The sequence below is a fragment of the Mucilaginibacter sabulilitoris genome, from assembly GCF_034262375.1.
Lineage (GTDB): Bacteria > Bacteroidota > Bacteroidia > Sphingobacteriales > Sphingobacteriaceae > Mucilaginibacter > Mucilaginibacter sabulilitoris.
Genome location: NZ_CP139558.1, coordinates 3063193 through 3088195, shown reverse-complemented (window position 1 = coordinate 3088195; position 25003 = coordinate 3063193). Strand labels below are relative to the sequence as shown.

22 protein-coding genes and 1 pseudogene are annotated in these 25003 nt (G+C 41.8%); 14 read left to right on the top strand and 9 right to left on the bottom strand.

What is annotated here, in order from left to right:
• The first annotated feature begins 90 nt into the window (after nucleotides 1-90).
• Together SNE25_RS13320 and SNE25_RS13315 are read left to right on the top strand one after the other, a co-directional pair.
• Nucleotides 91-1344, top strand: a complete 1254-nt coding sequence (locus SNE25_RS13320) for a site-specific integrase (protein ID WP_321565595.1) — start codon at nucleotides 91-93, stop codon at nucleotides 1342-1344.
• Nucleotides 1345-1426: 82 nt separating this feature from the next.
• On the top strand, nucleotides 1427-1702 hold the full coding sequence (locus tag SNE25_RS13315) for a DNA-binding protein (protein ID WP_321565594.1): 276 nt from the start codon (nucleotides 1427-1429) through the stop codon (nucleotides 1700-1702).
• Nucleotides 1703-1724: 22 nt separating this feature from the next.
• Here SNE25_RS13315 and SNE25_RS13310 read toward each other — a convergent pair whose 3' ends face one another.
• The gene (locus tag SNE25_RS13310; protein ID WP_321565593.1) at nucleotides 1725-2567 is read right to left on the bottom strand and encodes an RteC domain-containing protein; all 843 of its coding nucleotides are present in this window, start codon (nucleotides 2565-2567) and stop codon (nucleotides 1725-1727) included.
• Nucleotides 2568-3020: 453 nt separating this feature from the next.
• Here SNE25_RS13310 and SNE25_RS13305 point away from each other — a divergent pair, with 453 nt between their 5' ends.
• Nucleotides 3021-3239, top strand: a complete 219-nt coding sequence (locus SNE25_RS13305) for a DNA-directed RNA polymerase subunit alpha C-terminal domain-containing protein (RefSeq protein WP_321565592.1) — start codon at nucleotides 3021-3023, stop codon at nucleotides 3237-3239.
• A 19-nt stretch (nucleotides 3240-3258) separates the two neighbouring features.
• Here the strand turns inward: SNE25_RS13305 and SNE25_RS13300 are convergent, their stop codons facing one another.
• The gene (locus SNE25_RS13300; RefSeq protein WP_321565591.1) at nucleotides 3259-4440 is read right to left on the bottom strand and encodes a hypothetical protein; all 1182 of its coding nucleotides are present in this window, start codon (nucleotides 4438-4440) and stop codon (nucleotides 3259-3261) included.
• Between the two features lie 243 nt (nucleotides 4441-4683).
• Here SNE25_RS13300 and SNE25_RS13295 point away from each other — a divergent pair, with 243 nt between their 5' ends.
• The 4 genes from SNE25_RS13295 (at nucleotide 4684) to SNE25_RS13280 (ending at nucleotide 8996) form a co-directional block, all read left to right on the top strand.
• The gene (locus SNE25_RS13295; protein WP_321565590.1) at nucleotides 4684-5259 is read left to right on the top strand and encodes a Crp/Fnr family transcriptional regulator; all 576 of its coding nucleotides are present in this window, start codon (nucleotides 4684-4686) and stop codon (nucleotides 5257-5259) included.
• 282 nt (nucleotides 5260-5541) lie between these two features.
• Nucleotides 5542-8184, top strand: a complete 2643-nt coding sequence (locus tag SNE25_RS13290; RefSeq protein ID WP_321565589.1) for a lanthionine synthetase LanC family protein — start codon at nucleotides 5542-5544, stop codon at nucleotides 8182-8184.
• A gap of 10 nt (nucleotides 8185-8194) precedes the next feature.
• On the top strand, nucleotides 8195-8641 hold the full coding sequence (locus SNE25_RS13285) for a MauE/DoxX family redox-associated membrane protein (RefSeq protein ID WP_321565588.1): 447 nt from the start codon (nucleotides 8195-8197) through the stop codon (nucleotides 8639-8641).
• Nucleotides 8642-8726: 85 nt separating this feature from the next.
• Nucleotides 8727-8996, top strand: coding sequence for a DUF6520 family protein (locus SNE25_RS13280; protein WP_321565587.1), 270 nt, complete (start codon nucleotides 8727-8729; stop codon nucleotides 8994-8996).
• A gap of 86 nt (nucleotides 8997-9082) precedes the next feature.
• On the opposite strand, the gene SNE25_RS13275 is transcribed toward SNE25_RS13280, so the two are convergent.
• The 3 genes from SNE25_RS13275 to SNE25_RS13265 are packed head-to-tail and all read right to left on the bottom strand — an operon-like array spanning nucleotide 9083 to nucleotide 15268.
• On the bottom strand, nucleotides 9083-10531 hold the full coding sequence (locus SNE25_RS13275) for a TlpA family protein disulfide reductase (protein WP_321565586.1): 1449 nt from the start codon (nucleotides 10529-10531) through the stop codon (nucleotides 9083-9085).
• Nucleotides 10532-10553: 22 nt separating this feature from the next.
• Entirely contained in the window at nucleotides 10554-11930 is a 1377-nt protein-coding gene (locus SNE25_RS13270) for a RagB/SusD family nutrient uptake outer membrane protein (RefSeq protein WP_321565585.1), read from the bottom strand.
• An 8-nt stretch (nucleotides 11931-11938) separates the two neighbouring features.
• Nucleotides 11939-15268, bottom strand: coding sequence for a SusC/RagA family TonB-linked outer membrane protein (locus SNE25_RS13265; RefSeq protein ID WP_321565584.1), 3330 nt, complete (start codon nucleotides 15266-15268; stop codon nucleotides 11939-11941).
• 427 nt (nucleotides 15269-15695) lie between these two features.
• Between SNE25_RS13265 and SNE25_RS13260 the strand changes: the two genes are divergently transcribed.
• Both SNE25_RS13260 and SNE25_RS13255 read left to right on the top strand, forming a co-directional pair.
• Nucleotides 15696-16091, top strand: a complete 396-nt coding sequence (locus SNE25_RS13260; RefSeq protein ID WP_321565583.1) for a helix-turn-helix domain-containing protein — start codon at nucleotides 15696-15698, stop codon at nucleotides 16089-16091.
• Nucleotides 16092-16117: 26 nt separating this feature from the next.
• Complete coding sequence (locus SNE25_RS13255; protein ID WP_321565582.1) at nucleotides 16118-16519, top strand: helix-turn-helix domain-containing protein; 402 nt, start codon at nucleotides 16118-16120, stop codon at nucleotides 16517-16519.
• Here SNE25_RS13255 and SNE25_RS13250 read toward each other — a convergent pair whose 3' ends face one another.
• The 3 genes from SNE25_RS13250 to SNE25_RS13240 are packed head-to-tail and all read right to left on the bottom strand — an operon-like array spanning nucleotide 16520 to nucleotide 18783.
• Nucleotides 16520-16834, bottom strand: a complete 315-nt coding sequence (locus SNE25_RS13250; protein ID WP_321565581.1) for a hypothetical protein — start codon at nucleotides 16832-16834, stop codon at nucleotides 16520-16522.
• A gap of 11 nt (nucleotides 16835-16845) precedes the next feature.
• On the bottom strand, nucleotides 16846-17502 hold the full coding sequence (locus tag SNE25_RS13245; protein ID WP_321565580.1) for a TetR/AcrR family transcriptional regulator: 657 nt from the start codon (nucleotides 17500-17502) through the stop codon (nucleotides 16846-16848).
• Nucleotides 17503-17511: 9 nt separating this feature from the next.
• Nucleotides 17512-18783, bottom strand: coding sequence for an aminotransferase class I/II-fold pyridoxal phosphate-dependent enzyme (locus SNE25_RS13240; RefSeq protein ID WP_321565579.1), 1272 nt, complete (start codon nucleotides 18781-18783; stop codon nucleotides 17512-17514).
• A 329-nt stretch (nucleotides 18784-19112) separates the two neighbouring features.
• Here SNE25_RS13240 and SNE25_RS13235 point away from each other — a divergent pair.
• Together SNE25_RS13235 and SNE25_RS13230 are read left to right on the top strand one after the other, a co-directional pair.
• Nucleotides 19113-19940 (top strand): annotated as a pseudogene (locus SNE25_RS13235) (RHS repeat-associated core domain-containing protein); the annotation flags it as partial.
• Nucleotides 19941-19942: 2 nt separating this feature from the next.
• Nucleotides 19943-20410: a hypothetical protein gene (locus SNE25_RS13230; RefSeq protein WP_321565578.1), complete on the top strand. Its 468-nt coding sequence runs from the start codon at nucleotides 19943-19945 to the stop codon at nucleotides 20408-20410.
• A 44-nt stretch (nucleotides 20411-20454) separates the two neighbouring features.
• Here the strand turns inward: SNE25_RS13230 and SNE25_RS13225 are convergent, their stop codons facing one another.
• Nucleotides 20455-20820, bottom strand: a complete 366-nt coding sequence (locus tag SNE25_RS13225; RefSeq protein ID WP_321565577.1) for a helix-turn-helix domain-containing protein — start codon at nucleotides 20818-20820, stop codon at nucleotides 20455-20457.
• 167 nt (nucleotides 20821-20987) lie between these two features.
• On the opposite strand from SNE25_RS13225, the gene SNE25_RS13220 reads away from it, so the two are divergent.
• From SNE25_RS13220 to SNE25_RS13210, 3 genes are read left to right on the top strand one after another with little or no spacing between them, the layout of a single operon-like run.
• The gene (locus SNE25_RS13220) at nucleotides 20988-22604 is read left to right on the top strand and encodes a hypothetical protein (protein WP_321565576.1); all 1617 of its coding nucleotides are present in this window, start codon (nucleotides 20988-20990) and stop codon (nucleotides 22602-22604) included.
• Between the two features lie 6 nt (nucleotides 22605-22610).
• The gene (locus SNE25_RS13215) at nucleotides 22611-23504 is read left to right on the top strand and encodes a tyrosine-type recombinase/integrase (RefSeq protein ID WP_321565575.1); all 894 of its coding nucleotides are present in this window, start codon (nucleotides 22611-22613) and stop codon (nucleotides 23502-23504) included.
• Nucleotides 23491-24450 carry a tyrosine-type recombinase/integrase gene (locus SNE25_RS13210; RefSeq protein ID WP_321565574.1) on the top strand — a complete coding sequence of 320 codons (960 nt, stop codon included), beginning with the start codon at nucleotides 23491-23493 and terminating at the stop codon, nucleotides 24448-24450. The genes SNE25_RS13215 and SNE25_RS13210 overlap by 14 nt, the downstream gene beginning before the upstream one ends.
• Nucleotides 24451-25003 lie beyond the last annotated feature (553 nt).

The window sequence follows — 25003 nt, the reverse complement described above, 5'->3', positions numbered from 1 at the left end:
CAAAAAAACCGAATTTAGTATACCGAATTATGCCATTAGTTCAGTTTGGGGTTGTGGTGGGGCCATGGTTTAACCTCAAATACTGGCTAAATGAAAGTAAATCAGGAACTTTCAATCTTGTTCTGGCTTTGGAAAGCTAAACAAACCTCAGATGGGATGGTTCCCATCTATGTACGGATCACCCTCAATGGATTAAGGGATCAGTTCTCATCCGGCAAGAAAATCAGGGCAGAATACTGGAATGAAGAAACCGGGTTCGCCATTAAAGCATGTAAAGACGCTGCAACAATAAACACCTATATCACTTATACAACCAGGGAGCTGGAAAAGTGCTATAACCTGCTTTGTGAAGAACATGAAGATGTCACCGCTAAGATGCTGAAAGACACCTACCTGTTCAAACCAGAGCCTAAACCAACATTGTTGCAGGCATTTAAAGTGCATAACGACGAGTTCGCAGAAAAGGTAAGCAAAGGCAAGGGAACAAAAGGAACACTGGGGCGTTATGAGCGCTTACAGCGAAAGGTGGAAGCCTACCTGAAAAAGAAGTTCAAAGCCACAGACATTAACCTTGACCAAATCCAATATTCTTTCGCATCAGGTTTTTATCATTATCTATTGATGGAGGATATTGACGAAAACACGTCCATGAAATACGTCAAAACTTTAAAACAAGTAATGGCGAAGGCCGTAAACGAAGGCATGATCCCTCAAAGCGCCATCAATAACTTTAAATGCACATACAAAGATCCGGATCGCGACTACCTGGAGATGGACGAGATTATCAAAATGTACAGTAAGAAGATCAGCTGCCAGCGGATTGCAGAAGTCCGGGATGTATATATTTTCTGCTGCTTTACCGGCTATGCTTTTGAAACAGTGTATGCGCTTGAACCGGAAAATATCTTTACTGGTGTCGATGGCGGCGTGTGGATCACAAAAGACCGGGCCAAGTCAGGCACGGAGGAAACCGTACCCCTATTACCCATTGCATTGGAGATCATCGAAAAATATAAACGCCACCCCTACTGCGTCAACGAAAATAAATTGTTGCCGGTCAATAGCAACCAGCGGTTTAATTCTTATCTGAAGGAACTGGCAGATATTTGCGACATCAACAAATTATTGACCACCCACACTGCCCGCCATACCTTCGCGACTACAATTACTTTAGAAAATGACGTGCCCATAGAAACAGTAAGCAAGATGCTGGGTCATAAGGATATCCGAACAACCCAAATCTATGCTAAGATGACCAAAAGGAAAATCAGCAACAATATGAAAGTACTGCATGATAAACTATTTGAAGTTAATGGTACGCTGAAACTAGCAGCAACCGCCTAAAAAAATGAGGGCACGACCCCAAAAGGACACCATAACGGTCAAATCGTTTAGATAGGTTTGCCCTCATTTAATTTAAAAACACATGACAGTAGAGCTAATAACAAAGGACGATTTGGAACAATTCCGGCAATCGATGTTGCAGGATCTCAAATTGCTTTTAACCAAACGAACCGAAGAACCGCAGAAATATTTGAAAAGTTACCAGGTAAAAAACATGCTGAAGATATCAGGCGGAACCTTACACACTTTACGTGCAAACGGCACTTTAAAATTCACGCGGATCGGGCACATCATTTATTACAATTATGAGGACATTATGCAACTCATGGACGGTACGGCTAAAAAAACTAAAAAATAAAAGCCGGTAGTCCGGCTTTTATTTACGCGTTCTCATCATCCAAACGTTTTAATATGGCGGCTTTCATCTGGTCAATATATTTCACGTGGCTTACTCGCTTCCTGCCGGAGATAGATTGCCACCTCCTGAATGGTCGCCCTATGGTTACCTGAAAGTTTATCTCCAGCCAGCCCATAATTTCACTAATTCCAGCGTTGCCATTATTGACCTGACCAGTCAGCCAGATTCCATAAGCCATTTCCGCCAGGTTAATAGCTTCGCCCGTCCACTTTAACGTCACTCTCCTCTTCGATATGCCGGATAAGGCTTCTGCTTCTTGCGGGCTATACAAGCGATCCGTTAAAAAGTCCTGTATCCGCTCGTTGGTTATAAACCTTGCAAAAATATAATCGCCTGCGGTAGAAAATTGAGGATCAAAGCCCTGCACGTCGGGGATCAGCGAGCTTGGCGGCTGAACATTGCGGACAAATAACAAACCATCCAATTCGGTACCGTCAAGCACGTAATACTGATGCATAAATTTATTCTGGTCATAATATTTCCGGATATATTTTAATTCCTGTTCAAAATAACTTTTAACCACTTCGGCTGTATCAACCGGTTTGCCTGCTTCGATGGTAAAAACATCCATAGCAAATAAATGCCGCGCGATGAACTGAGGCTTTACATGTTTAAAGAATTCGATTTCCTCATCTGTTGAAGAAAAGGGCTTCTGATTTAACAATGCTTTGAGGTCAGCAATTGCCTGCCTGATACTGTTGAGCTTACCATTCAATCTCTGACCTGCTGGAATTCCCATTTCATCAAATAATTCCAGGTCTTCGTCAAGTTGCACTAAGCGTGCTTTTGCTTCTTCGATTATCATAACTTCAAATTATTTTTTAACACCATTTTTTAAAACATGCGACAAACTTGAGGTAAAAGACCTTGGATGTAAAGTGGCTAAGATTACAGAAAAAAGTGCCATGAAAAAGGTTTTCATTAACGTGTACTTGAATCGGGGGATATTCACGTGTCACCTAATTGTTTCACATTTTTGCTTTTTTTGGATTTGTAGCGGTTGAAATACTACAGAGGGAATGTTTAACTTTGGGTCATAGAATAAAGAATGAAATAAAGAGAGACAGAAAAACGACATATAACGACACTATTAACCTTGTTACAGGGAATCGGCTAAATTCAATAAACACACAAGGGGGTAATAGACTGATCGTCCACGTAATGCGTGGGCATTGGTTTACCCTGTGTGAAGGTTCTTAGCCGTACCTCCTGTAACAGAAGACTGGTGACCCACGCTAATTTTTTTATAAGTACAGGAATGGAAGAAATGCTATTAATCCCCGTAAATCAGTTAGAGCTAAGCACAGACTGTATTGAAAACCTGCAAAGCATGCATATAAGCAATCTTCATGATCTGGTAAAAAAGGGATGGCAGGGATTAAGGGAGACGGACGGTTTCGACTATATCAGATTTAATGAAGTCGTCAGACTGTTGACAAAGCACGATCTGATTCATTTATTGGAAAGACCTTCATAATACCGGCCACTAAAGCCAATTAGATATCATAGTAGAGGTTGATATGATGGATCATTTTCTCCAGCCAGCCTTTTACATTTTGTACCACGCGATCCGGGAAAGGTTTATTGTTAAAGTGATTTCGCATACTCTTTTTAGAGATATTCTCCGCTCTTTCAGTCCTGATATGGTTTGAAATAAATTCATAGAGGTATGAATTGAACTTGGTGAATATCATCTTTACTTCCAGCATCACCCTGAAGAAAAACATCAGTTCAGCCAATGTAACAGCCACGGTGAAATAAAATTTCGATGGAGAATCCGGATTGGTACTTTTAAAATTCTGCAAATACAGCTTTTCTTTTTGTTCAAGGTAAGCGATCTCAGCCTCAAGACTTTCAATAACCGACAGTTTCAGCGGCTGCACTTTTGGATCAAAGGACGGTACTGCTTCCTGTCTTACCTGACGAAACACCTTTAGTAAATATAATAATTGCTCCTGCTGCTCCTGGAACGATGCCTCGCCCATAGTAATCCTTTCAATGTACTTGATAAAGAAGGCATATACCTGGATACTGTTAAAGCCTATACCGATAAAAAGTTTTAATAATTCAAGGTCCAAGTCAGCTGTGGGTGGGTCATCAAAGAAATTTGAAATAACGCCAAGCGCAAGAATCAAATAATCTAACTGAAGCCATGTTCTTAACGCAAACTTTTCTGAGCTGCCGCTTGATTCTATAAAATTCCCTATCAGGGATTTTAGTTCCATACTAAATTCAAAACGGGATACCTTAGCCTCGATTTGCTCAAAGAAGTGTTTGTGCCTCATCCTATAGCCATGTGCAAATCCCGATGGCAAATCAGAACTGACATCAAAATGAGCGGAGAAATAGGTTTTGATATGTTCAAGCAGCTTGTGTATTTCGTCGATAAACCATTCCATGACTGGCGATATGGCATGATCCTGCATATCTTCTGATGAAAACCCTTTAACACCGGAGGCAAGGTAAGCCAGCTGTGACTGTATGCTCGTGATGTACAAAGTTTTTGAACGTTCATCCAAACTGGATTCAAACTCGGTTTCGATTTCCCAGCGAATAGTGTTCAGCGCATCCGTTACGAAGACCTTCAGATCTTCGAATTCTGCTGCGGTTACATTCTCAAAATTGTAACCCGAATAAGTCTGAACAAATCCTTTGAGTTTTGAGAGAGATGCGGCCATAATGTTTTCCTGGTAAATAAAGGTATCAGTTCATTTTGGATCAAAAAAAGGCTGTATGATCGATTTTAACCATTAGGCAAAGTTACAGTTTAATTTTATCACTTGTGATAAAATTGAGAGACGCAATTTTTAAAATAATGTAAAATCTGCCTTTTGCGTTAGGATGGCTTTTTTGTAGCCACCCCAAGCCACTTGACCCGAACAGTGGTATTTTGCTTATTTGTTAAAAAAAACTATAAAAAAATGATCGATTCTGCCGCATTTATACAGCGCCTGAACCGTTTCAAACCCTTATCGCTAAAGCTCTCCAGTTCGTTAACAGACGGCATCAGGGTAAACAGGTTTGAAGCGCAGGAAACGTTTTTGTCGCCAGGTAATTATGCGGCGGCCATCTATTTTATACAGTCGGGTATCGTAAGAGGTGCTATTGAAGGAGAAGCCGAACGGATGACCACATGGTTTAAACAGGAAGGCGATCTGATTATCCCGCAAAACGTATTTAATCAGCAGGCAAGCGAGGAATATATCAGTGCCATCGCAAAGACGACGGTATTGGCAATTCCAATCAAACACATTCAGAAGATCATGGAAAACAGCCCCGAGATGATGGGATTAGCCATATCGCTGATATTGGAAAGCCATACTGAAGGCAGGTACCGGGAAAAACTGTTACGAATCCCGGCAGCAAAAGACCGCTACAATTTTTTAGCAACACACGAAAACTTCATCCTGAAACGTGTACCTCATTATCTAATCGCATCCTATTTGAACGTTACTAAAGAAACATTCAGCCGCCTCCACAAGGGCTTGGCTTATTGATTTACCTCAACTGACCGATTGAGATTTCTTACAAAAATCAATACTTAATCCACTTTAAAAAGAAATGCATGTCAACTTCGATTAGACCTGTGATTTTTAATTTTACTGGTTTGCGCTTTTTGAATCAAATTTATCACAGATGATAAATTTATTGATTTTTAGCAACTAACTCGTTGATCGGCCTCTAAATATTTTATACGGTATTAAAAATATTTGATACGGTATTTCATACATCTTAAATACGCATGAGCAGTAGCTTTAACCTTGTTAAATGTCCTGCTTATGAACAGCCATCTAAAAGAGAATCCAGGAGTTGTACCTGAAATTGCTGCTGGTGTGGAAATGGAAACTTTGCCTGGCAATATAATGCCTTTTGATTATAGGTCAATATTGAATGGTTACGGAATAGCCTACGGCGATAAGAGTCCGTACCTACATGTTGGAGAAGAATTCAATTATCCGGGTTGGCTGTTATACATATCTGTTGTAAGGCAGCAGATGAAACCGTTACTGGAATCAATCTTACCTGCAATAGACGCTCCTGGTATTTCATTTATGATTCCTGAGAATAGCGCAGTTCATAGCATGATCCTTTATGGCGCATTGGGTCAGGAAGAGATTGGTAAGATAATTACCCTTTGGGTAGCCGACGGAAATAAATTGGTTGAAGTAGCCAAACAATTGATACAGATCACCAACCAATTTCAGGGGCCTGCCATACCGACTGCCAAGCTGGTCGGCGGTTGCGTTTATAGTGAATTTATACCAGAAAAAAATCCAGGCGTATCCAAGTCGAAAGAAGCTGGCCAATGGCCTTTCGGCAAAATAAATCCTGAACCTCAGCAGTATAATAGAAAATGGCTGCGTAAAAAATATTTTTTAGCAAACCTGTTAAAAGGAGATGTTAAGGGGAATGTTTACCGAGGCCTATACTTTAAAAGGTGGTTTGATATTCAGTGGTGTTTAGTAAAGCAAGGAAAGATAAACCAATGTTTTGATGACGTAGGAAGAACCATCAAAGACAGGCTGGAATGGCAGTTTACTACCCAACAGCAACTTGCACCACATATTCCTTTACCTAAAGCCTTAGATTTATTTCATGATGGTTCAGACACCTACCTTGTTACGGAGTTTATTGACGGCGTTTCGCTATATGATATTTTTAACATCCTACAGGAAGGAACTACTTGGTTTGCTCTCCGGAAAGAAAACAAAATATCAATTTTAAACTACCTGCTAAAAACGCTGGAAATCATTGGCGCATTCCATAGTAACGGATTCGTTCATCGTGATCTAAGTCCCGTAAATTTTATGGTTTCCGATAGTGGCACTTTGTATGCTATCGACATTGAACTATGTTATGATCTAAATACAGGGCAACCTGATCCTGCTTTTACGCTCGGCACACCGGGATACATGTCCCCGGCTCAAAGCCGCCTGGCAGTGCCATGTATTGCAGATGACATCTATGGCATCGGCGGGCTGCTTATCCGCTCATTTACCGGCCTATCACCGACCAAGTTCGGCACAAATCGCGATGAGAAATTCTACCAAGACTTCATTTTTCATATTGGTAATCAGCGAATAGCTGCCTTGATCTGCTCCTGTTTGGAAACAAATCCGGACAACAGGCCCTCGCTTGAATCCATTAAGCACAGTCTGGAGGTATATTATTCCATAGTACTTACCGAAAATAACCTATTGCCAGGGAAAATTGAAAATGAATTGGATAAGGCATCCGTCAGAGCTATCCTAAGCAATGCAATGGACGAATACTACAAATATCCGTTATTGGGAAAGGATGATCTCTGGTATGCGCAAACAGAAACTGCAGACCGGGTAATTGCAAATGAATATAAAAGCTACTCCTGGTATCCGGGATTCCATTCCGGAACCAGTGGTATAGCTTATTGCCTGGGGCTTGCGGATCAGCAATGTTATGATTTGGATAAAGGGCGGGAAATATTTTACCAAAACCTAAATAAGGCAATAGGCTATTTCGAACAAAGTACCATTAATATTGATCCAGGTCTGTTGAATGGTGCAGCAGGATTTTGTGTCAGTTATGCGTCGCTCATCCGTTATGGCATCGTTGAAAAGAATATCAACAATTTTGATTTTATCGCCCGACTGCTTGACTTAAATAACGAAATGCTGAATCTTGGAGATGGTATTGCCGGTCAGGGCCTTGCATCAATGGTCTGTGCCGAAATATTAGAATTCCCGGCATTTAACAAAAAAGCAGACGAGATTGCGAACCGACTAATTGCTGATCAAAATAAAGATGGCTCATGGTTAATTAAAAAGGATAGCGGATCTAAAAAGGGCGTGAAACATTCAGGACTTTTCTATGGCATCGCAGGAATAACTTACTTCCTATTAGAATATGGCCTAAAATCTTATAGTGAAAGCGCTAAGTGCTCTGCATTAAAAGGCCTGAATTGGCTATTGAACCAACGCCGCATAATAAACGGACAGCACGTCTGGCCTGTTAACTCAAAAAATCCATCGGTTGATCCCTGGATGTCGTTTGGGTTCAGCGGTATTGCCTGGCTGTTTATTAAGGCATTTGAACATTTGAAGGATGACAACTACAAGGATGCAGCGGTATCCGCATTGTTGAGCCACCCATATCATATTGAAAGCAACTATCTATGTCAATCTACGGGTCTGGCTGGTTTGGGGGAAATATACCTGGACGCATACCGGGTGTTTAAAGACACGCAATGGCTGGATAGGGCCACACACATCGCTTCTTTCATTTGCCACTGCGCAAAGGTGCAAAATGATGGTAGCCCGTATTGGCTGGAAGGCAGTGATAATTTACCGACGGCGGGCTTTATGACCGGTAACTCAGGTATACTTCATTTTTTGCTCAGATTCAATAATCCCGATAAAATAGGGTTCCCATTATTATCCATTTGATTAGACTCACATGAAAAAGGAATTCATTGCAGATATTATGGTTGCACTCATTTTCATGATGCTCCTTTATGCCAGTTTTAGTAAATACGTTGATTTCGCGGGCTATCAAAGAGCCATGCACAACCAGCCATTCCCTTCATGGTTTAGCGATGCCCTGGTTTTCGTTTTACCGCCAATGGAAATCATAGTCGCTATTTTACTTGCAATAGACAAGACCAAGGTCACTGGCCTGAAAGCAACAGTCGGGCTAATGACGGCATTTACTTTATACATCGTTGCGATCTTATTGCACCTATTTCCAATGGTGCCGTGCACCTGCGGCGGAATTATCAGGCTGATGAGCTGGCCTCAGCATTTATTGTTCAACCTGTTTTTTATTGCCATTGCCATTATTGCTTTAAAAATTACGGTTGAAAATCAGCCTAATAAAAGCTATCAGATTAGAAGTTCACAGTAAATAAAAAATATTTCACGCGCGAAATCAGGTTAAAGCTGGTCCTGAGTTTTAAAACCGGTAATTTTTAACTTAAATAAATACCATTATGAAACGTGTAAAAATGGCCTTTATGGCACTGGCTGCAGTAGGCAGTATTGGCAGCGCATTTGCATTTAACCATGCAGGTAAGAAAAACTTAACTACTTATTACGCTGTACAGTCGGGAAGCAGCTTTATCTGGCAAACCACGCCGCCTGCACACAAAAGCTGTCAGTCGACGGTTCAGAATGTTGCCTGTACAATTGTGACCGCAACTCCACCCACCAACGGGCAAATGCCAGCAAATCAAACTGTGACCAACCAGGTTTACAGGTAGGCCGAAAAGCAATAACGCCCTTTGCACTTTGGCAGAGGGCGTTATAAATTAAGGGGAATGTTTATTTCAAATATAATTAATACAGCTTAATCACCTAACGCTTTTTTGACCTTTGCAATCAGGTCTTTTCCATCGTCGAAGCGGCAATCTATTGGGTTTTCACACCAGTTTCCCCTTGCATCAATTAACTTTAACGTCGGGGCACTATAGGTATTGGTTTTTTTATATAAGGGGTCAGACATACCATTTCCTCCGGTATAAAGATTAAATTCTGACGGGGACGTCGTGTAAAGGCCTCCGCGCAAACTGCTCTTCCAAAGTTCAAAGTTTTTATCTGAACTTATGCTGACAAACAGTACCCTGGGATCATTTTTGAATTGCTCCTCAACTGTTCTTAATTTGGGAGTAAGTTCCCGGCAATTACCACAGCCAGTAAACCAAAAATCAAGTATTAGCACTTTACCCTTAAAATCTGCCAAATGGTGAGCAGTTTTGTTTGAGTCGAGCAGTGTAAAATTGTAAGCTGGAGTACCAGGAAGTGACTGGCAATACAAATCAAGAGCGGTTTTGAAGTTCTTTTGGGTGAGGAACTTTTTTGCATCATCGTAACAAATGGCAATATCATTCGACTTGGGTGCGGATAACATTAACGCTGCGATCAATTTTTCTCTTACGAGGCCAGTATAGCGTTTTTTGAAATACTGATATTTTTTCCAAAGGTCCGTGTTGTCACTCAATGCGCCAAAATCATGTTTTTCAGCTATTTGGCGCAATGAATAGTCCTTGATCATGTTTTGTGCATAACGGTAATCATGAATCATGGATTTTAGATCAGACGACTTTAAATTTTTATTTCTGAAAGGGAGCCATACATCATTTAATTGTTTCCGGATGGTGTCTTTTTGCTTAGAATTGTAATCACCAAAATAAATAACGTCATAAATGTCCCAAATGGGGTTTTGGGCATAAGCCATTAATAAGTTCCGATCTACAGGATTGAGTTTCCTTTGCTTAATTACATAGTTTCTGCAAAGGGTTATGGCTTTTTGTGAATTTTCAATAACTAACTCAAATCCGGATGCAACCGATAAATGCCGGCTTTTCGTTGCAGCTTCCTGAGCCAACGAATTCCAAATCCCATCCATTTGTCGCAACACATTAGTTTTTAGCGCTCCTTTACCAGTAACATCATTTAAGGAAATGTCTGTGCCGGTTACGTGAAGCGAGTCGCCTTTTTCAACGATAAATATATTGGGCGTTATCCGTAGTTTCGGGATGATCAAACGACATTCATAGGGCCCATTGTCTTGTAAGGAAACGTTAATAGTGAAATGATGATCTGACACGGCTGATGAATATGAATTGCGTAATTCTTTGGCATTGAAAGGGAATTCCCCAAACTTGTAAACCAATAAACTTACAGTGTCCCCGTTCTTAAGGTGCGGAAAATCACCTGTTAAAATTGTCCTTTGCCGCTGGCAAAAAGCCATCGCAGTGCTCGTCATGAGCAGGCAAATCAATGTTATCGTTTTCATAATAATCCGTGTTAACTTTACTTCAGCGTGGGTTCTGTGGGATGGGATTTAAATTGATTTCATTATCAGGTATCGGAAGCGCGTACCGCGGATCATTGGGTGGCAGTGAATAAATCGTTCCATTAATATTTCTGTACAAGGTGATCGCAAATCGCGAATCTTTATTTAACCTCCTTAAGTCGCTCCAACGAAGCCCCGTAAATAGTAATTCCTTTCGCCGTTCTTTTAATATCTGAAGCAGCGCATCGTCGGCTGAGCTTGCCGATAAATTAAGATAGGTGCCGGTAACCCACCGGGTTACCAAAAGAGCATTCAGATCGGTCATGGCACCTGCTACATTATTGAGTCTGGCCTCGCATTCTGCTTTTGTCAACAAGATTTCATTTGTGGCAATGGGTGCTGAAAGTGCATTATTGTAATCAAACTGGCTGTTGAATTCAATCTCACCACCATTGTTGTAAAAAAATATAGCCAGACGCAAATCATTCGGATCATTAAAAGATTTGTAAACATTACTGTCAACCTGGGCCTGAAAACCGTTTTCGTCATAACCGTTCATGCTGGCATGAAATATTTCTTCCGGTGAAAAATTTGGATATACCGGGAAAGCTGAGGGGTTGAGTTTGTTAAAGTCCTGAAGCTGGCTGTATAATCCGAGGCAACTGGTCGAATATTGAAGTGATTTGGAATAATTGCCCATGACCAGGTAGATGCGTGACAAAAGACCAAAGGCCGCCGCCTTTGATGGCATCGTTTTAACCGTAGGCTGATCAGGCAATAAGGGAACTGCCGCAATGAGATCATTTATTATCTGGTCATAACATTGACTTTCGGTTGACCGGGGGGCCTTAAAGTTTAGATCGGGCGTTAAGGGCAGCGGTATTCCTAAGTCCTTAATAGCCGTTACTGAATCATAAGGCATAGCGAAAGCTTGCACCAGGTTATAAAACGATATTGCCCTATGAAATAAGGCTGATCCCTTTATCGTATTATATTGTGTCTGTTGGTTGCCCGACGTCTTTATTGATGGCAGGACATTTAATATGGTGTTGGCATAATATACTGCCTGGTAGGGAAAGTTCCAGTCGGCGACGTTTGAGTTGGCTGCATACAGCTCTCTTGCCCATATATAGGCATTTTTGCTTGCTGTGAAACTGCCAGCCCACAAGCCTGGGTCAACAAAATAATCGTCAGTCGATACCAGCCCGAGCGATGGATAGTTCCGGTTAAAAACGTTTTGATTATTGATCAGCAATTGCAGATCGCTCAATGTAGTTGGAACATTTAACGCCTGGTTGGGCTTTGTATTTAATAGGTCGTCCTGCTTTTTACAGCCGGACAATATTGCTGCGCCAATAACCAAAAGGGACAATAAATAAAATTGATTTCGAGTTTTCATCTTTCCGGTTATTTAAAATTCGTTTTGAGACCAATTGAATAGGTTCGCGGCAGAGGCAGGCTGGTCATGCCGCCACCTGCAAGGGAATACACATCCGGATCGAGGCCGTCGTGATTTGCTCTCCATAGAATACCCACGTTATTTACGTACCCATAAATGCTCAAATTGATAAATGGAGAGTTCCTCCAAAGCGATTTTGTGAGATCATAACTCAGCGCGATATCCTGAAGCCTGATATGGCCGCCATTGTCAACCAACGATTGAGAAAAAGTATAAAAGAAGTCGCGGTTGTCATTGACCAGTGGTAGTACCATAGAAGGTACTGAGGTATTCAGTTCATCACCTGGCTTTTGCCAGCGTTTCGTAAAATCCTTATTGCCCAGCCAGTTGTTGAACAGCGCGCCATATTGTATTGATGATCGCCTGAAAACGTATCCAAGCTTATAAACCATGTTAAAGGAAAGTGACCAGCCATCGTAAATGAAGCTGTTTCGGAGCGATCCGAAGGATGTAGGTCTTGAAGGGCCGTTGTACAGCAGATCGCCAATGGATGTATTCTTGATGATGTTGGAATAATCTGTGCTCAATTGTCCATTGAGGTAACCCTGCGGATCGCCGGTGTTATGGGTCAGTGGCCCTGATTTAAAGCTGGAAATGGCAAACAGCGGTGCGCCGATCAATGGTGTAATTACACCGGTATTGCCATCACCTTGTGTCAGGTATGATGTAAGTGTTGACTGGACGCCATACTTCGTTACCTTATCAAAAGCATAACTATACAAAAATGTAGTCAGCCATTTGAAATTAGTATGGTAAATATTCCGTGTATTGATGGTAATGTCCGTACCATGCCCGGTCGTGCTTGCGGTATTTCCAAAAAATGAACTGAATCCGGTGGATGGAGGCAATGAGGTACTTCCAAATAGATTGTCACCTTGTTTGAAGTAAAACTCAATCGTCCCGTTTACCACATGGTTTTTCGAGCCAAAGTCAAAGCCCAAATTTATTATCCGGTCCTTTTCCCATTGCAAATTGGGATTTCCGGGATTGGCGATGATATTATAGGGAGTACCGGTATAATAGGCGTTGCTTAATTCCTTCAAAGTGGTGACTGCTGTCGCGGTTCTATTGATATTGCCGTTGTATCCAAAAGTCAGCCTGAATTTGGCATCGGGAAGCCATGATACCCTATAAAAATTCTCCTTGCCGATATCCCACGAAAGCCCTGCTGAATATAGTGGTATCGCCTTCTGATTGGTGTTAACGCCAAACAGGTTGGATTTATCTATTCGCCCGCTAATTGATAAAGTATATTTTTTATCATACGTATAAGCTGCATTTGAAAAATAAGAAATGAAATTATCCGTGGTCTGAGAAAAGCCTTGACCGTTCGGGATTTGCATCGACCCTGTTCCTCGCGGATACAGGCTATAATAAGAGAGGTAATCTATGTTGGAATAATTAGCTGCGGTGTTTTTATTATAACCGTATGCAGTTGTCGGATCATTCAATTTATTCACAGTGGAACTCCATTCGGAACCGATGATTGCTGTAAAAAAGCTTTTTTGGTTCCAATCTTTGGAGTAATTCAACTGCCCGCGCAAATGCTGGGAGTTAAGCGAAGCATTGGATTGCTGTAATACGCCGCCAACAGGTATGGGGTAGGATAATGAACCGTCGGGATTCTTCTGTGTGAACTGGTTAATCAGGTTTCTGGCGTAATAGGTGTCCTGACTATAATAATTATTGTATGATGATTCCGTGTTCTCAAAAACATATTTTAGTTCGGCGCTCAATCCGGCAGGCAGCGTATATTTTAATCCGAGATTGATCCGGTTATCAAATGATCCGGAACTGTTATCTGCACTATGTAGCTCATCCAATGGCCGGTAATTCCAGTCAAGATAGGCTGCATTTGCGAGGCTGTTAATAAAGCTTTGGGCATAGCCATGTACAATCGGCAACGCATTTCCGCTGGCATCAACAATCTGGGCATAAGGATACACCTGACTTTTACCATTAATACTTTTTATACCCATTAATGGGCTATTTTCCTTGCTATCGGTTTTGGTGTAAAAGAGTCCAGCAGATAGCTGTAAATTTTTAATCGGGTAAAAGTTATAACTGCTGTTAATAGTGATGCGGTCATTCCAATTGCCCACTTGGTTACTTAAATCATTATCATACCCCAGCGAAAGGAAATAATCGCTGTTCGTGCCGCCGCCGCGAAAATTCAGGTTGTATTGCTGGTCAGCCGATGCTCGGTAAAAGTATTGTTGAAGCTGATCCCGGATATCGATCCCCCTTAATCCATTAATTTGAGCGGTCGCGTCTGCTGCGGAAATCGTTCCTGCGCGCTGGTTCGCCAGGATTTGAACAACGGGCGAAACAACCTGGTAGCCTGAACTCAGTGCGCTGTTGTAAAACCCACTTGAAAAAAGCGTTTGTTCTATGTTGATGAAATCATTGGCATTAAGAAAGTTGGGGTCATAAAACAAATTTGGCTTCTGACCAATGGTTAAATTGGAATTGAATTCGACAGCCAGCTTTTGGTTCATTTTCCCTTTCTTGCTGGTAACCACAATCACCCCGTTTCCGGAGCGGACGCCCCAAATTGACGCGGCAGCGGCATCCTTTAATACTGTTATGCTGGCTACATCATTAGGATTGATATTATTCAAATCCCCATCGTAGGGGAAATTATCCAAAACGATCAGCGGCTGGTCATTTGAGAAGAGCGTACTATGCCCGCGAATACCAATATCGGTTGACCCGTTTGCTGAACTGACTGAGTTCCTGTTAAAAAGCAAGCCTGGTACAACGCCCTCAAGTCTGCTTAAAATATCTGTACTTACACGCCGGTTTATTAAAGCGCTGTCAATTTGTACAAATGATCCTGTCGCTCTTTCTTTAGGCAATTTTTGAAAGCCGGTTGAAACGATGACCTCTTTGAGGACTGAAGCATCGGAGATCATGTAAATGGTCAAATCGTTTAGGTTAGAATTCCCAAATCCGACTTGTACAGATTTGTACCCTATAAAGGAAATCTTTAGAATGCCGCTGGTATCGGTACTCGATATTTTGAATCTTCCGTTAGCATCGGTCACAGTTAGTTTAGCTGTTTTGCTATCCACAACCGTTGCTCCGGGGAGCGGTGTATGGTCATCAGCTGAGTATACTCTTCCGGATATTGAACGAATTTTGAGTTGTTGGGAATAGCTTGGTTGGACAATCAAAAGTCCGAATATCAAAATGAGCGCCCCAGGTATTTTTGGTTTCAGTAAAGGCCATTTTGGGCAAAAGACAGCCATTACGAGGTTAATCGTTAATTTTTTCATGAAGTAAGGCAATTATTGAGATGAGCGACTAAAACAAAAAATTAACGGCAGCCGGCAAACGCGAATTAACTAAAAACTGATCTTGGGCTGCCGTTTCCCTGTATTCATTCCGGGTAGCAGATAATGTTTTTTATGGGATTTTGTAAGGGATAAGAAATGGCTTTGTGTTGCACAAAGCCATACGCCAGCTGCCCATTAGCCGTTATGAAAAAAACCGGCGTTAAAATCCCTGAGTAAATAATCATGTCAACATTAAGATGCAGTAAGTCTGTAAAAAGTCTTGCTTGTTGGTGCTGGCTATTGATTATATTGCGCATATTTTTAGTTAACCGAAGGTGGTCAATTTTATCACCAGTGAGAAAATTAATCGGTTGACTATTATTATATGTTGGTTGATTTTTATAACTTTAAAGCCTAATCTTACTTAATGGAAGATCAAACATTTGCGAAAAAGCCCTTATCGATGGGACAGAAAGTTGAACGTATCCGTGTTTTCAGAGGAATCAAACAAGAGTTCCTTGCTAATAAGTTGGGTATATCGCAACCACAGGTTTCTAAGATTGAGCAACAGGATGAAATTGAAGACAGTCTTCTAAATCAAATTGCAGAAATTTTAGGCGTTACGCCGGAAACTATTAAAAATTTTGACGAGGAAAATTTAACCTATCATATTAATAATCAATACAATTTCTATAACACAGAGATTAAGGATAATGCAACCAATAATTTTGTTTTTAATCCTATTGAAAAAATAGCCGAACTCTATGAAAGGTTGTTAAACAGTGAAAGGGAGAAAAACGAACTTTTAAAAAATCAAAGATAAATAACCACTAATAACCGGCCTGATATATGGAACAAGAAATTCAAGAAAAGAAACCACACATTGGAAGAAAAATTCGCGGGGTACGGGAACTACGTGGTCTTACTCAAGAATATGTTGCGAATTCTTTGAAGATAACAAAGCAAGCTGTTTCCAAAATTGAACAAAGTGAGTCGGTAGATGATAGTCGCGTTGAGGAAATAGCTAACGTTTTGGGCGTTACCACGGCCGGTTTAAAAAACTTTAATGATGACTCAATCCTCTATAGCATCAATTTTCACGATAGCAGTACTGCAGGTAATGCCTGGATAAATCCTCGAGATTGCACCCAAATTAACAATCCGATTGAAAAGGTAATAGAACTCTATGAAAGCTTACTTAGAAGTGAGCGTGATAAGGTTGAAATACTTCTTAATAAAAGCAAAGGATAACTACCTAATACTTTTATCTTTCCTACGCCTAAAAAATCTATCCAAATTTTCCATCGCATATCGCATAGCATTTTCATCGATTGACAATGGATAGAGGTTGCCATTATCCAAATAATTGGTACCATTTGCAATTCCTATCGCCCTGCCAATAAAGGGCATTTGCAGTATATTTATTGTATCAATATTTGCCTCAGAACTTAATTTGGCAATCTTTTTTCCAGTATGTTTCGAATTGTGAACCTCAATTTCGTTGGATATTTTATCAATTTCCTCTCTGCCTAAATTGATTTGATTAAATAATTCAATTATTTTCATAATTAGATCAATTAAGAATGTTGTTTTGATTTTTCTGCCCTTTGGTATGTATCAGTTAAGATTTCGCTAATTGCTTTTTTCATCCTATTTAATCCATCCTCAGAATTAACATCAATTTGGCAAAAAAGGCTGTCATTTGATTTGGCATGTAAAACCATATAATAAATGCCACCCACCAACAAACCAGCGACCGCCCGTAAATCAACGTCTGTATTTGCAAAGTACGGATCGGCCATATCAAAAAACGCCTCACCTAATTTTTCACGTTCTTCGGCAATTTCAAACATTATTTTGCTTCGCTCACTTATTTGCCAAAGTACGATTTTTTGCATTTCATCCTCTTTTGAAAAATAGTCAAGCTGATTAATGAGGAGGGTTTCCAATATTTTTCGCGTGTCCTGGGTTTTATTTTCTGCCATTAATTCACCAGCATTTCCGGAGGCCTCAACCCAATAATCTTTTTTACGCACATAAGCTTCTACCAGGTTATCCAAACTTCCGAAATACAGATTAATCAATGACCTGTTGAGTCCAGCAACCTTTGCAATATTTAAGGCATTTAAGCCTGTATAACCTTTCGTTCTTATGATACAGCCAACTGCTTCAATCAGCTTTTGCATGGAACGTTCTTTACTGTTCTTTGCCCCATTGTAGGTTTTCTTTGCCATGCCGAGTATTTAAATACTGGAAATATGCAACTTTTGATTAACATATTCAAACGCATTAAGAGCTTTATCTAAATGTTCACGAGTGTGTGTTGCCATCAAGCTTGTTCTTATTCGGGCATTTTTTCTTGCTACGCCAGGATAAACAATGGTGTTAGCATATATGCCTGCTTCCAGTAGTAGTCGACCTGCATCACCTGTTTTATGAGCATCACCAATTTTTACGGGGATTATTGCCGATTCGGTGTTACCAATGTTCAACCCCAAATCTGTAAGTCCCTTTTTAAAATACCTTATATTTTCGGAAAGCTTCGTTCTCCATTCAGGTTCTTCGTCAATGAGATCAATGGCCTTTAGCAGACCTGCTGCTGCGGGAGTCGATGTAGATGAAAATACCTGCTGCCTTGATTGAAATTTTAAAAAGTTTATCATCTCACGATTTGACACAACAAAACCTCCAATATGCCCAAATGCCTTGCTTAAAGTCCCTGATATAATGTCCACTTTATCCAGTAAATTAAATAGTTCAATTGCCCCCCGGCCATTTTCACCAATGACACCTATCCCGTGAGCATCATCAACCATTAGGAATCCACCGTATTTCTTTGTCAATTCGAGTATTTCCTTCATTTTAGCGATATCGCCGTCCTGAGAATAAACGCCGTCTATTACCACCAGCTTAGTGCGGAATTTATCTTGAGACTCTTTCAAGATTCGTTCAAGCGAATCAAGATCGTTGTGAAGGAACATTTTCAGATTGGTTTCTTTACATCCTTCATAAACACTTGCATGGACTGCCATATCTAAAATTGCCACATCCTCTTTTTTGAGAATTGCCAATAACGCAGCGCTATTCGCTGTGTATCCGGTTGTGAATACCAATGCCGAATCTGGCGTTCTGCCAAAAAAAGAGGCAATTTTTGTTTGCAGCATTTCATGGTAATCGTGATGCCCGCCAATCAGAGGGGATGCACCGGCACCAGTTCCATATTTTTCGATCCCCTGAATTGCTGCTAACTTTACGGCTGGGTGTTGGGTAAAGTTCAGATAGTCATTGGATACCAGGCTTACACATTTTTTGGGAATCTTATTAAATGGGGAGGTAACCCACATTTCCGGGCCGCAACCGTTTTTGCTGGTCATGAATCGGAAATTCATTTGTCCGTTTTCCTCCATGTAATTAGTGAATTCATGGAATACCTGGGCCCGTTCGAATGCATTTAAGTCGGGTATGTTTTCAAAGTCTTTAAAGCTTGCTTTTTGGAAATTAATGTTTGTTTTCATATTAGTAGTGTTAAGATGGTTTAAAAAGACTTCCAATTTATAATTTTATCACTTGTGATAAAATTAATATCGATTACAATACGTTCTATTTACGGTACCGTGACAGAAATTCGTGGTAGATCAATTATTTGATTATTATTGCTCAATAAAATGCTGGTTTTAGAATTTCAGTAAACTTTTTGCCACTTGAAAGAGAGAATTTTATGAGCGTAAAAGAGATTGTTTTTTTAACTAATAGTTATTCCGGATGCATTACTAAAAATAGCCCTGGTTGCTGCCGCGACCGGTATTCTTTCGACTGGTAGTCCGGATTTGCCCTCTGCGATTATGGCGCGCGGTTTTATGATCCGGTAATTGGGAGGTTTACGAGTGTCGATCCAATGGCAGAAGTTTCCCGAAGGTGGTCAACATACGCTTATTCTTATAACAATCCATTAAGATTTATCGATAAGGATGGCATGATCCCTGGGGATTTCCTTGATGAGAATGGAAAAAAAGTAGGTAGCGACGGTAAGGATGACGGAAAGGTATATGTGATCAAGACTACTGATAAAAAATTCGATAGTGGCGCGCCGTCCGCTGGTATATCAAAGGATGATAAGAAAGCGACCGAGAAGTTTATTAAAGACAATAATGGAAATACTTCCGCTTTTGAGGCTAATGACATCGCTTATAAAAACAGTGTCGAAATTGAGGGAAAGGCATCTACCCGGCAAGGAATGGTTGATGTGGTGAATCAGGATAACGGTAACGGTGGTACTGCCGATGCGAACAACAGGGAGTATGGTGGTGTTATCAAGACTGATGGTACCGTAAGCCAATCGCCGCCCGGACCTGTTTCAGACCCAACGGTTAACCCTAATGCTCATATTGATATTGCCAGTTTTGACTTTCAGTCAACTTTTCACTCACATCCAAGCGGAACGAAAACAGTGTCATCAACGGGTAGCAGTCCTTTTGGAGGCACGACATTAGGTGGTACGACTACTTCGGGCTCATTCTTGCATGCGCCGTCGAATGTGGGGGGAGATGTTGGGAACAGCGGAAGTAAAGTTAATTATGTATTTTCAAGGGGGAATGGAACCGTTTATATCTATAACAATACCGGTGTTATGGCGACCATCCCTCAAAAATATTTCGTAACACCTAAGCAATAAACATGAAAAAAGCACTTTTTGTAATAATTGCATTAGTCATCACTTTGGCAGTTCATGCACAAACAAGTAAAGATGAATATAAGGCAATGATTGATTCAGCAATAAATATCAAGTATAATCAATATAAGCAAGCCACTAAAAATCAAACTAATACATATTACCTTGAGAACTTGTATTTGTTAAATGAACAGAATCTGCCATTAGATTACTTGCCATCGTCCAGTAAGTTTAAAGCGATGAGCGTTTATGATGACCGAAATAGAAAAGTTCTTTCGAATGGTATCTACGCTTGGAAAGTACTTACTGCGTTGAATACAAACAAGTTAAAGATTACTATTATTGATTTTTATATCACGTACAAAAAACACAACTATAGCTTCCGTAATGGTGGTGGCTCGGAAGCAGTGTTTGAATATGATTGTGGAAAAGGAATCTGGAAATTGGTGTCTTTTGAAACAAAAGGGAATTAGTTCACTAAAACATCAAAGAAAGCCCCGAAAGGGGCTTTTTGCTTTTAACGACCGTAAGCTTTACGAGCTTTTGCATCACGTAACAGCCCATCGAGCGCATATAAAATACCGTCCTTATCCGGGTCGGAAAGTTCGTTTAGATCATTTAATCGTTTCAGCATCGCAGGGTCTTTCAGTACGTTGGTAGTATCAACTTCTCCGATAAGGTGGGCGACGGTTGTGTCAAGCACTTTAGCCAATCTGCTTGCTACTTCAATTGATGGCTTCATCTTATCGAGTTCATACTTGCCGATAACGGTATGTACGGTCTTCATGAGCTTAGCCAAGTCTTGCTGAGAAAGCTTTTTTGCTTCCCTGCATTCTCTTAATCGTTTGCCAAATGTGCTCATATCGTTCTTAACAGTACTCAAATATACACACCTTAAACAGTACAATAAAATCCTTTGGTGTATCTAAAAAGCATGATTGAAAATCAATATTAACTTTAAACAGTTCAAAAAAAACTTAAAACATTGTATATTATAGTTTCATAAAATATATTTGCATCCTATAAAATAAAAATGCTCATTAATCTGCGATGCAAAAAACGGCTAAACTTATCACAGATAATCCGGAGCTGCTGCTTTATCTTGATGGCAAATTGCACATCACGGTATTGGGCGGCATTAAACTAACCGGTTTTGACCGGCTGAAGGTAACCCTGAAGCTGGTGTGTACCGATGATAAGCAAAACGTCTTTCGCCATAGCTTAGACCTGTACAACAGCATCCAGGCCGAGCAGCTGATCGAGAAATCAGCAGATGCCTTAGACATCGGCACCCGTGAGATCAGTACGGCCATAACCGGACTAACTACCGCCTTAGAGCAATACCGGGCAGAGCGTTTAGAGGCCATGAAGCCCAAGCAGCCGGAAAAGAAACTGCTAACCGAAGCCGAGCGCAAAACTGCCATGGCTTACCTGAAAAGCCCTAATCTGCTGGAACGGACGAAGCAGGCCATCGGCCAAAGCGGTATTGTTGGCGAAGAAACCAATGCCCTGATCGCTTACCTGATCTACACCTCCCGTACCCGTGAAACGCCATTGCACCTGCTATGCCTGGGCGCAAGCGGCACCGGCAAGACTTGGTTGCAGGAAAAAGTAGGCGAACTGATCCCCGAAGAAGATAAGCTGGAAATCACCACGCTAAGCGTAAACGCCTTTTATTACTTCGGCAAAGATGAACTGAAATACAAATTGCTGTTGCTCGAAGATATGGATGGCGCAGAAGACGTGCTGTACCCGATCAGGGAACTGCAAAGCAAGCGCAGAATATCCAAAACGGTAACCCTCAAAGACAGTAAGGGCAACCCGAAAACCATCACCCTGCATGTGGAAGGGCCTGTTTGCATCAGCGGTTGCACTACAAGGGAGCAGATGTACGAAGACAACGCCAACCGATGCATATTGCTGTATATGGACGGCAGCGCCGAACAGGATATGAAGATCATGGATTACCAGCGTAAAATAAGCGCCGGGCTAATCGACCAGTTAGCAGAAAAGAAAGTAAGGGAGCAATTGAAGAACGTGCAGCGCATGTTAAAACCAGTCACAGTTAAAAACCCTTATGCCCCATACCTGCAATTGCCGGAAGCTGTCTTTAAGCCGCGCCGTACCATGTTGTTGCTTTTGTTATTCACCGAAACCATTACCTATTATCACCAGTATCAAAGGGAACTGAAAACGGACGAGGACACAGGAGAACAGTACATTGAAACGACCATCGAAGATATACAGGCCGCTTTCAGCTTACTGGAAACCACCCTGCTAAAAAAGAGCGACGAGCTGAACGATGCCTGCCGATCTTTCTTTGAAAGGTTAAAAACCTACCTCAAAGAACAGGATACCGACACCTTTTACAGCAAGGAAGTCCGGTCGGCCATGCGGCTAAGCCCGAGCAGCTTAGGCCGGTACCTGTATGAACTGGAACGCATGGGCTATATCAAAATCGCTCGTGGCAACCGCTACAAGGGCTTTGAGTATAAAATACAAAGCTGGAACGACCTGGAGAACTTAGCCAATGACGCGCAAAGCATGGTTAAATCGATCCTGGAAAACATCCGGTTAGTAACCCGTATCCCACCAGTGACCCAAAGCCTTAATGGGTTACATAAAATGCAGCAGATCAGCGCAAAGGATGCAGTAACCCACGACTAACGGAAAATGCGAGGGACACTATATAATCCGCTCTATATCCGCCTGCAGGCAGGCTTTACCCAATGGCTGCGCATCCTCAACTTTGAACCGAGCAGCCCGCGCGATATGCCTAAAATCTTGACCGAGTTCCTGATCTGGCTGCAAGAAAATAACTGCCACCGCCCTCATGATATACAGCAGGAGCACTTAAAAAGATACATGGAACACCTGCACGAGCGGCCAAGCAAAACGGCAGCCGGAGCGATCAGCCTGAACTATATCCGCAAGCACTTGCAGGTGATCCGCAAGTTCAGCCGCTACCTTACAGAAAGCGGGCAGGAAAGCTTTACGGTAAAGCTGCGCATCAAAGGTAAAAGCTCCAACGTGAAATGCGTTCTTAGCCTGGCAGAGATCAGCAGTTTATACGAAGCCACAAAAGATGATACGCTGGGTATGCGGGATAAGGCTATACTTGCCTTGTATTACGGCTGTGGCCTGCGTAAAAACGAGGGTATGAATGTCAATGTTAAAGATATCCTGTTAGATAAGGAACTGGTATATGTGCGCAAAGGCAAGGGCTATAAAGAGCGGTATGTCCCACTGGCAGGAGCTGCTAAAGCCGATCTGGAAAACTATATGCTGTATGGCCGACCGCTATTGGCGCTTGATAAAAAAGAGAATGCCTTGTTATTGAACGTTAACGGCACGCGGTTAAGCGGGCACATGGCTTACGAACGGCTGCAAAAGCTAAAGGCGATAGCCAGGATAAAGAAACCCGCAGGGCTGCATACGCTGCGCCACAGCATTGCCAGCCACCTGCTGCATTCCGGTATGGCCTTAGAACAGATCCAGCGCTTTTTAGGGCACAGCAGCATGGAAACCACGCAGATCTATACCCACCTTAAACATGATCAAATATAAGTTTGCCCCAGCTGTACAGGCGGCATTAAATAGTTACCAAACCTATTTACAGCAGGAGCAATACGCCAAAAACTATATCCGGCAAAACAGCAACTATGCGGGCATCTTCCTGGAATGGGTGGAAGAAGCAAGCCTGGCAGTTACGCAGGTAAGCCATGCCGATGTATTGGAGTTTGCAGATCAACTTAAACAGAACGGCTATAGCATACGGCTCATCAACCGGGTGATGCTGGCGATCAGGTATTACTTCACATGGCTTGCGCAGGCCGGACAAGCTGCGCATAACCCGGCGGCGGGTATTATCCTGAAAGGTACGATCCGGCATGTTCCCCATGACCTGCTAACCAAACCCGAACTGGATGCGCTTTATGAAAGCTATGCCATAACCGATGAACGTACTCACCGCAATAAAGTGATGATCGGCCTAATGGTCTACCAGGCATTGACCAGGGACGAACTGCAAACCCTGCGGGCCGAACACCTGAAGCTTCGGGAAGGCAAAATACACGTTCCACAAACAGGCAGGCTGAACAGCCGCTTGCTTAGCCTCGAACCTCATCAGATATTGGACTTGCAGGAATACCTGTTAGTGATCCGCCCTAACATATTGGCTGAACGCATGGCCGAGCGTCCAGGCAGAAAGCCCGACAGTTACAAGGCTGCAGAAGACATCCATCGTCTTTTTATCAGTATGAATAGCCTTGATGATATCAAAAACAGCCTTTTACACCTGAACTATGCTTTGCGCAAGATCAACCCGAAGTATAAGCATGGGATGCAGGTCAGACAAAGCGTGATAACGGAATGGCTGAAAGAAAAGAACCTGCGGACCGTTCAATACATGGCGGGCCACCGCTACATCAGCAGCACCGAACGTTATAAAACGAATAACCTGGAGGACCTGAAAGATGCGCTTAAAAAGTTCCACCCGCTTAAGCTTTCCTGATTATCAGGGGTTCAGGTGATCTTCTGTTAAGCAACCAAAAGCGGAAGAAGACGGGGCAGTCAAGGGAACTTGGAATAAAAGGCCTTGCGGGTAATGCCTGCGGGTTTATGCCGCGAAAGTCCCTTTACTGCACTGGCTTCGGAGGCTACCTTCGCTGTAACAGATGATCCACCACCAACCCGGCCAACCCCGACCGGAAAACCAACCACACACACGCCCTTGCAAATGAAAAACTATCGCTTATCTTTACGAGGCCTGAACGTTCTTTATCGCACTTAAAAAGTGCAAGGCCGGGAAACCGACAAAAACGCTAAAACTTTATGGCAGGCAATATGATTATGGCGCAAAGCGCCATAATCGCAGAGGGCAAAACCGGACTACCAGTCGAAAGAATACCGGTCGCGGCAGCAACTTAGGCTATTTTTACCCACCCATAAATTTTCTTTAAAGTTAATTCAAAGACACAGCAAGACATCAATGCATCGTCAGTTTTTTGCCAGAATTTGTCATTATCGTTTTCTCATTTTCCTGGCAAAATATATAATAAACAAAA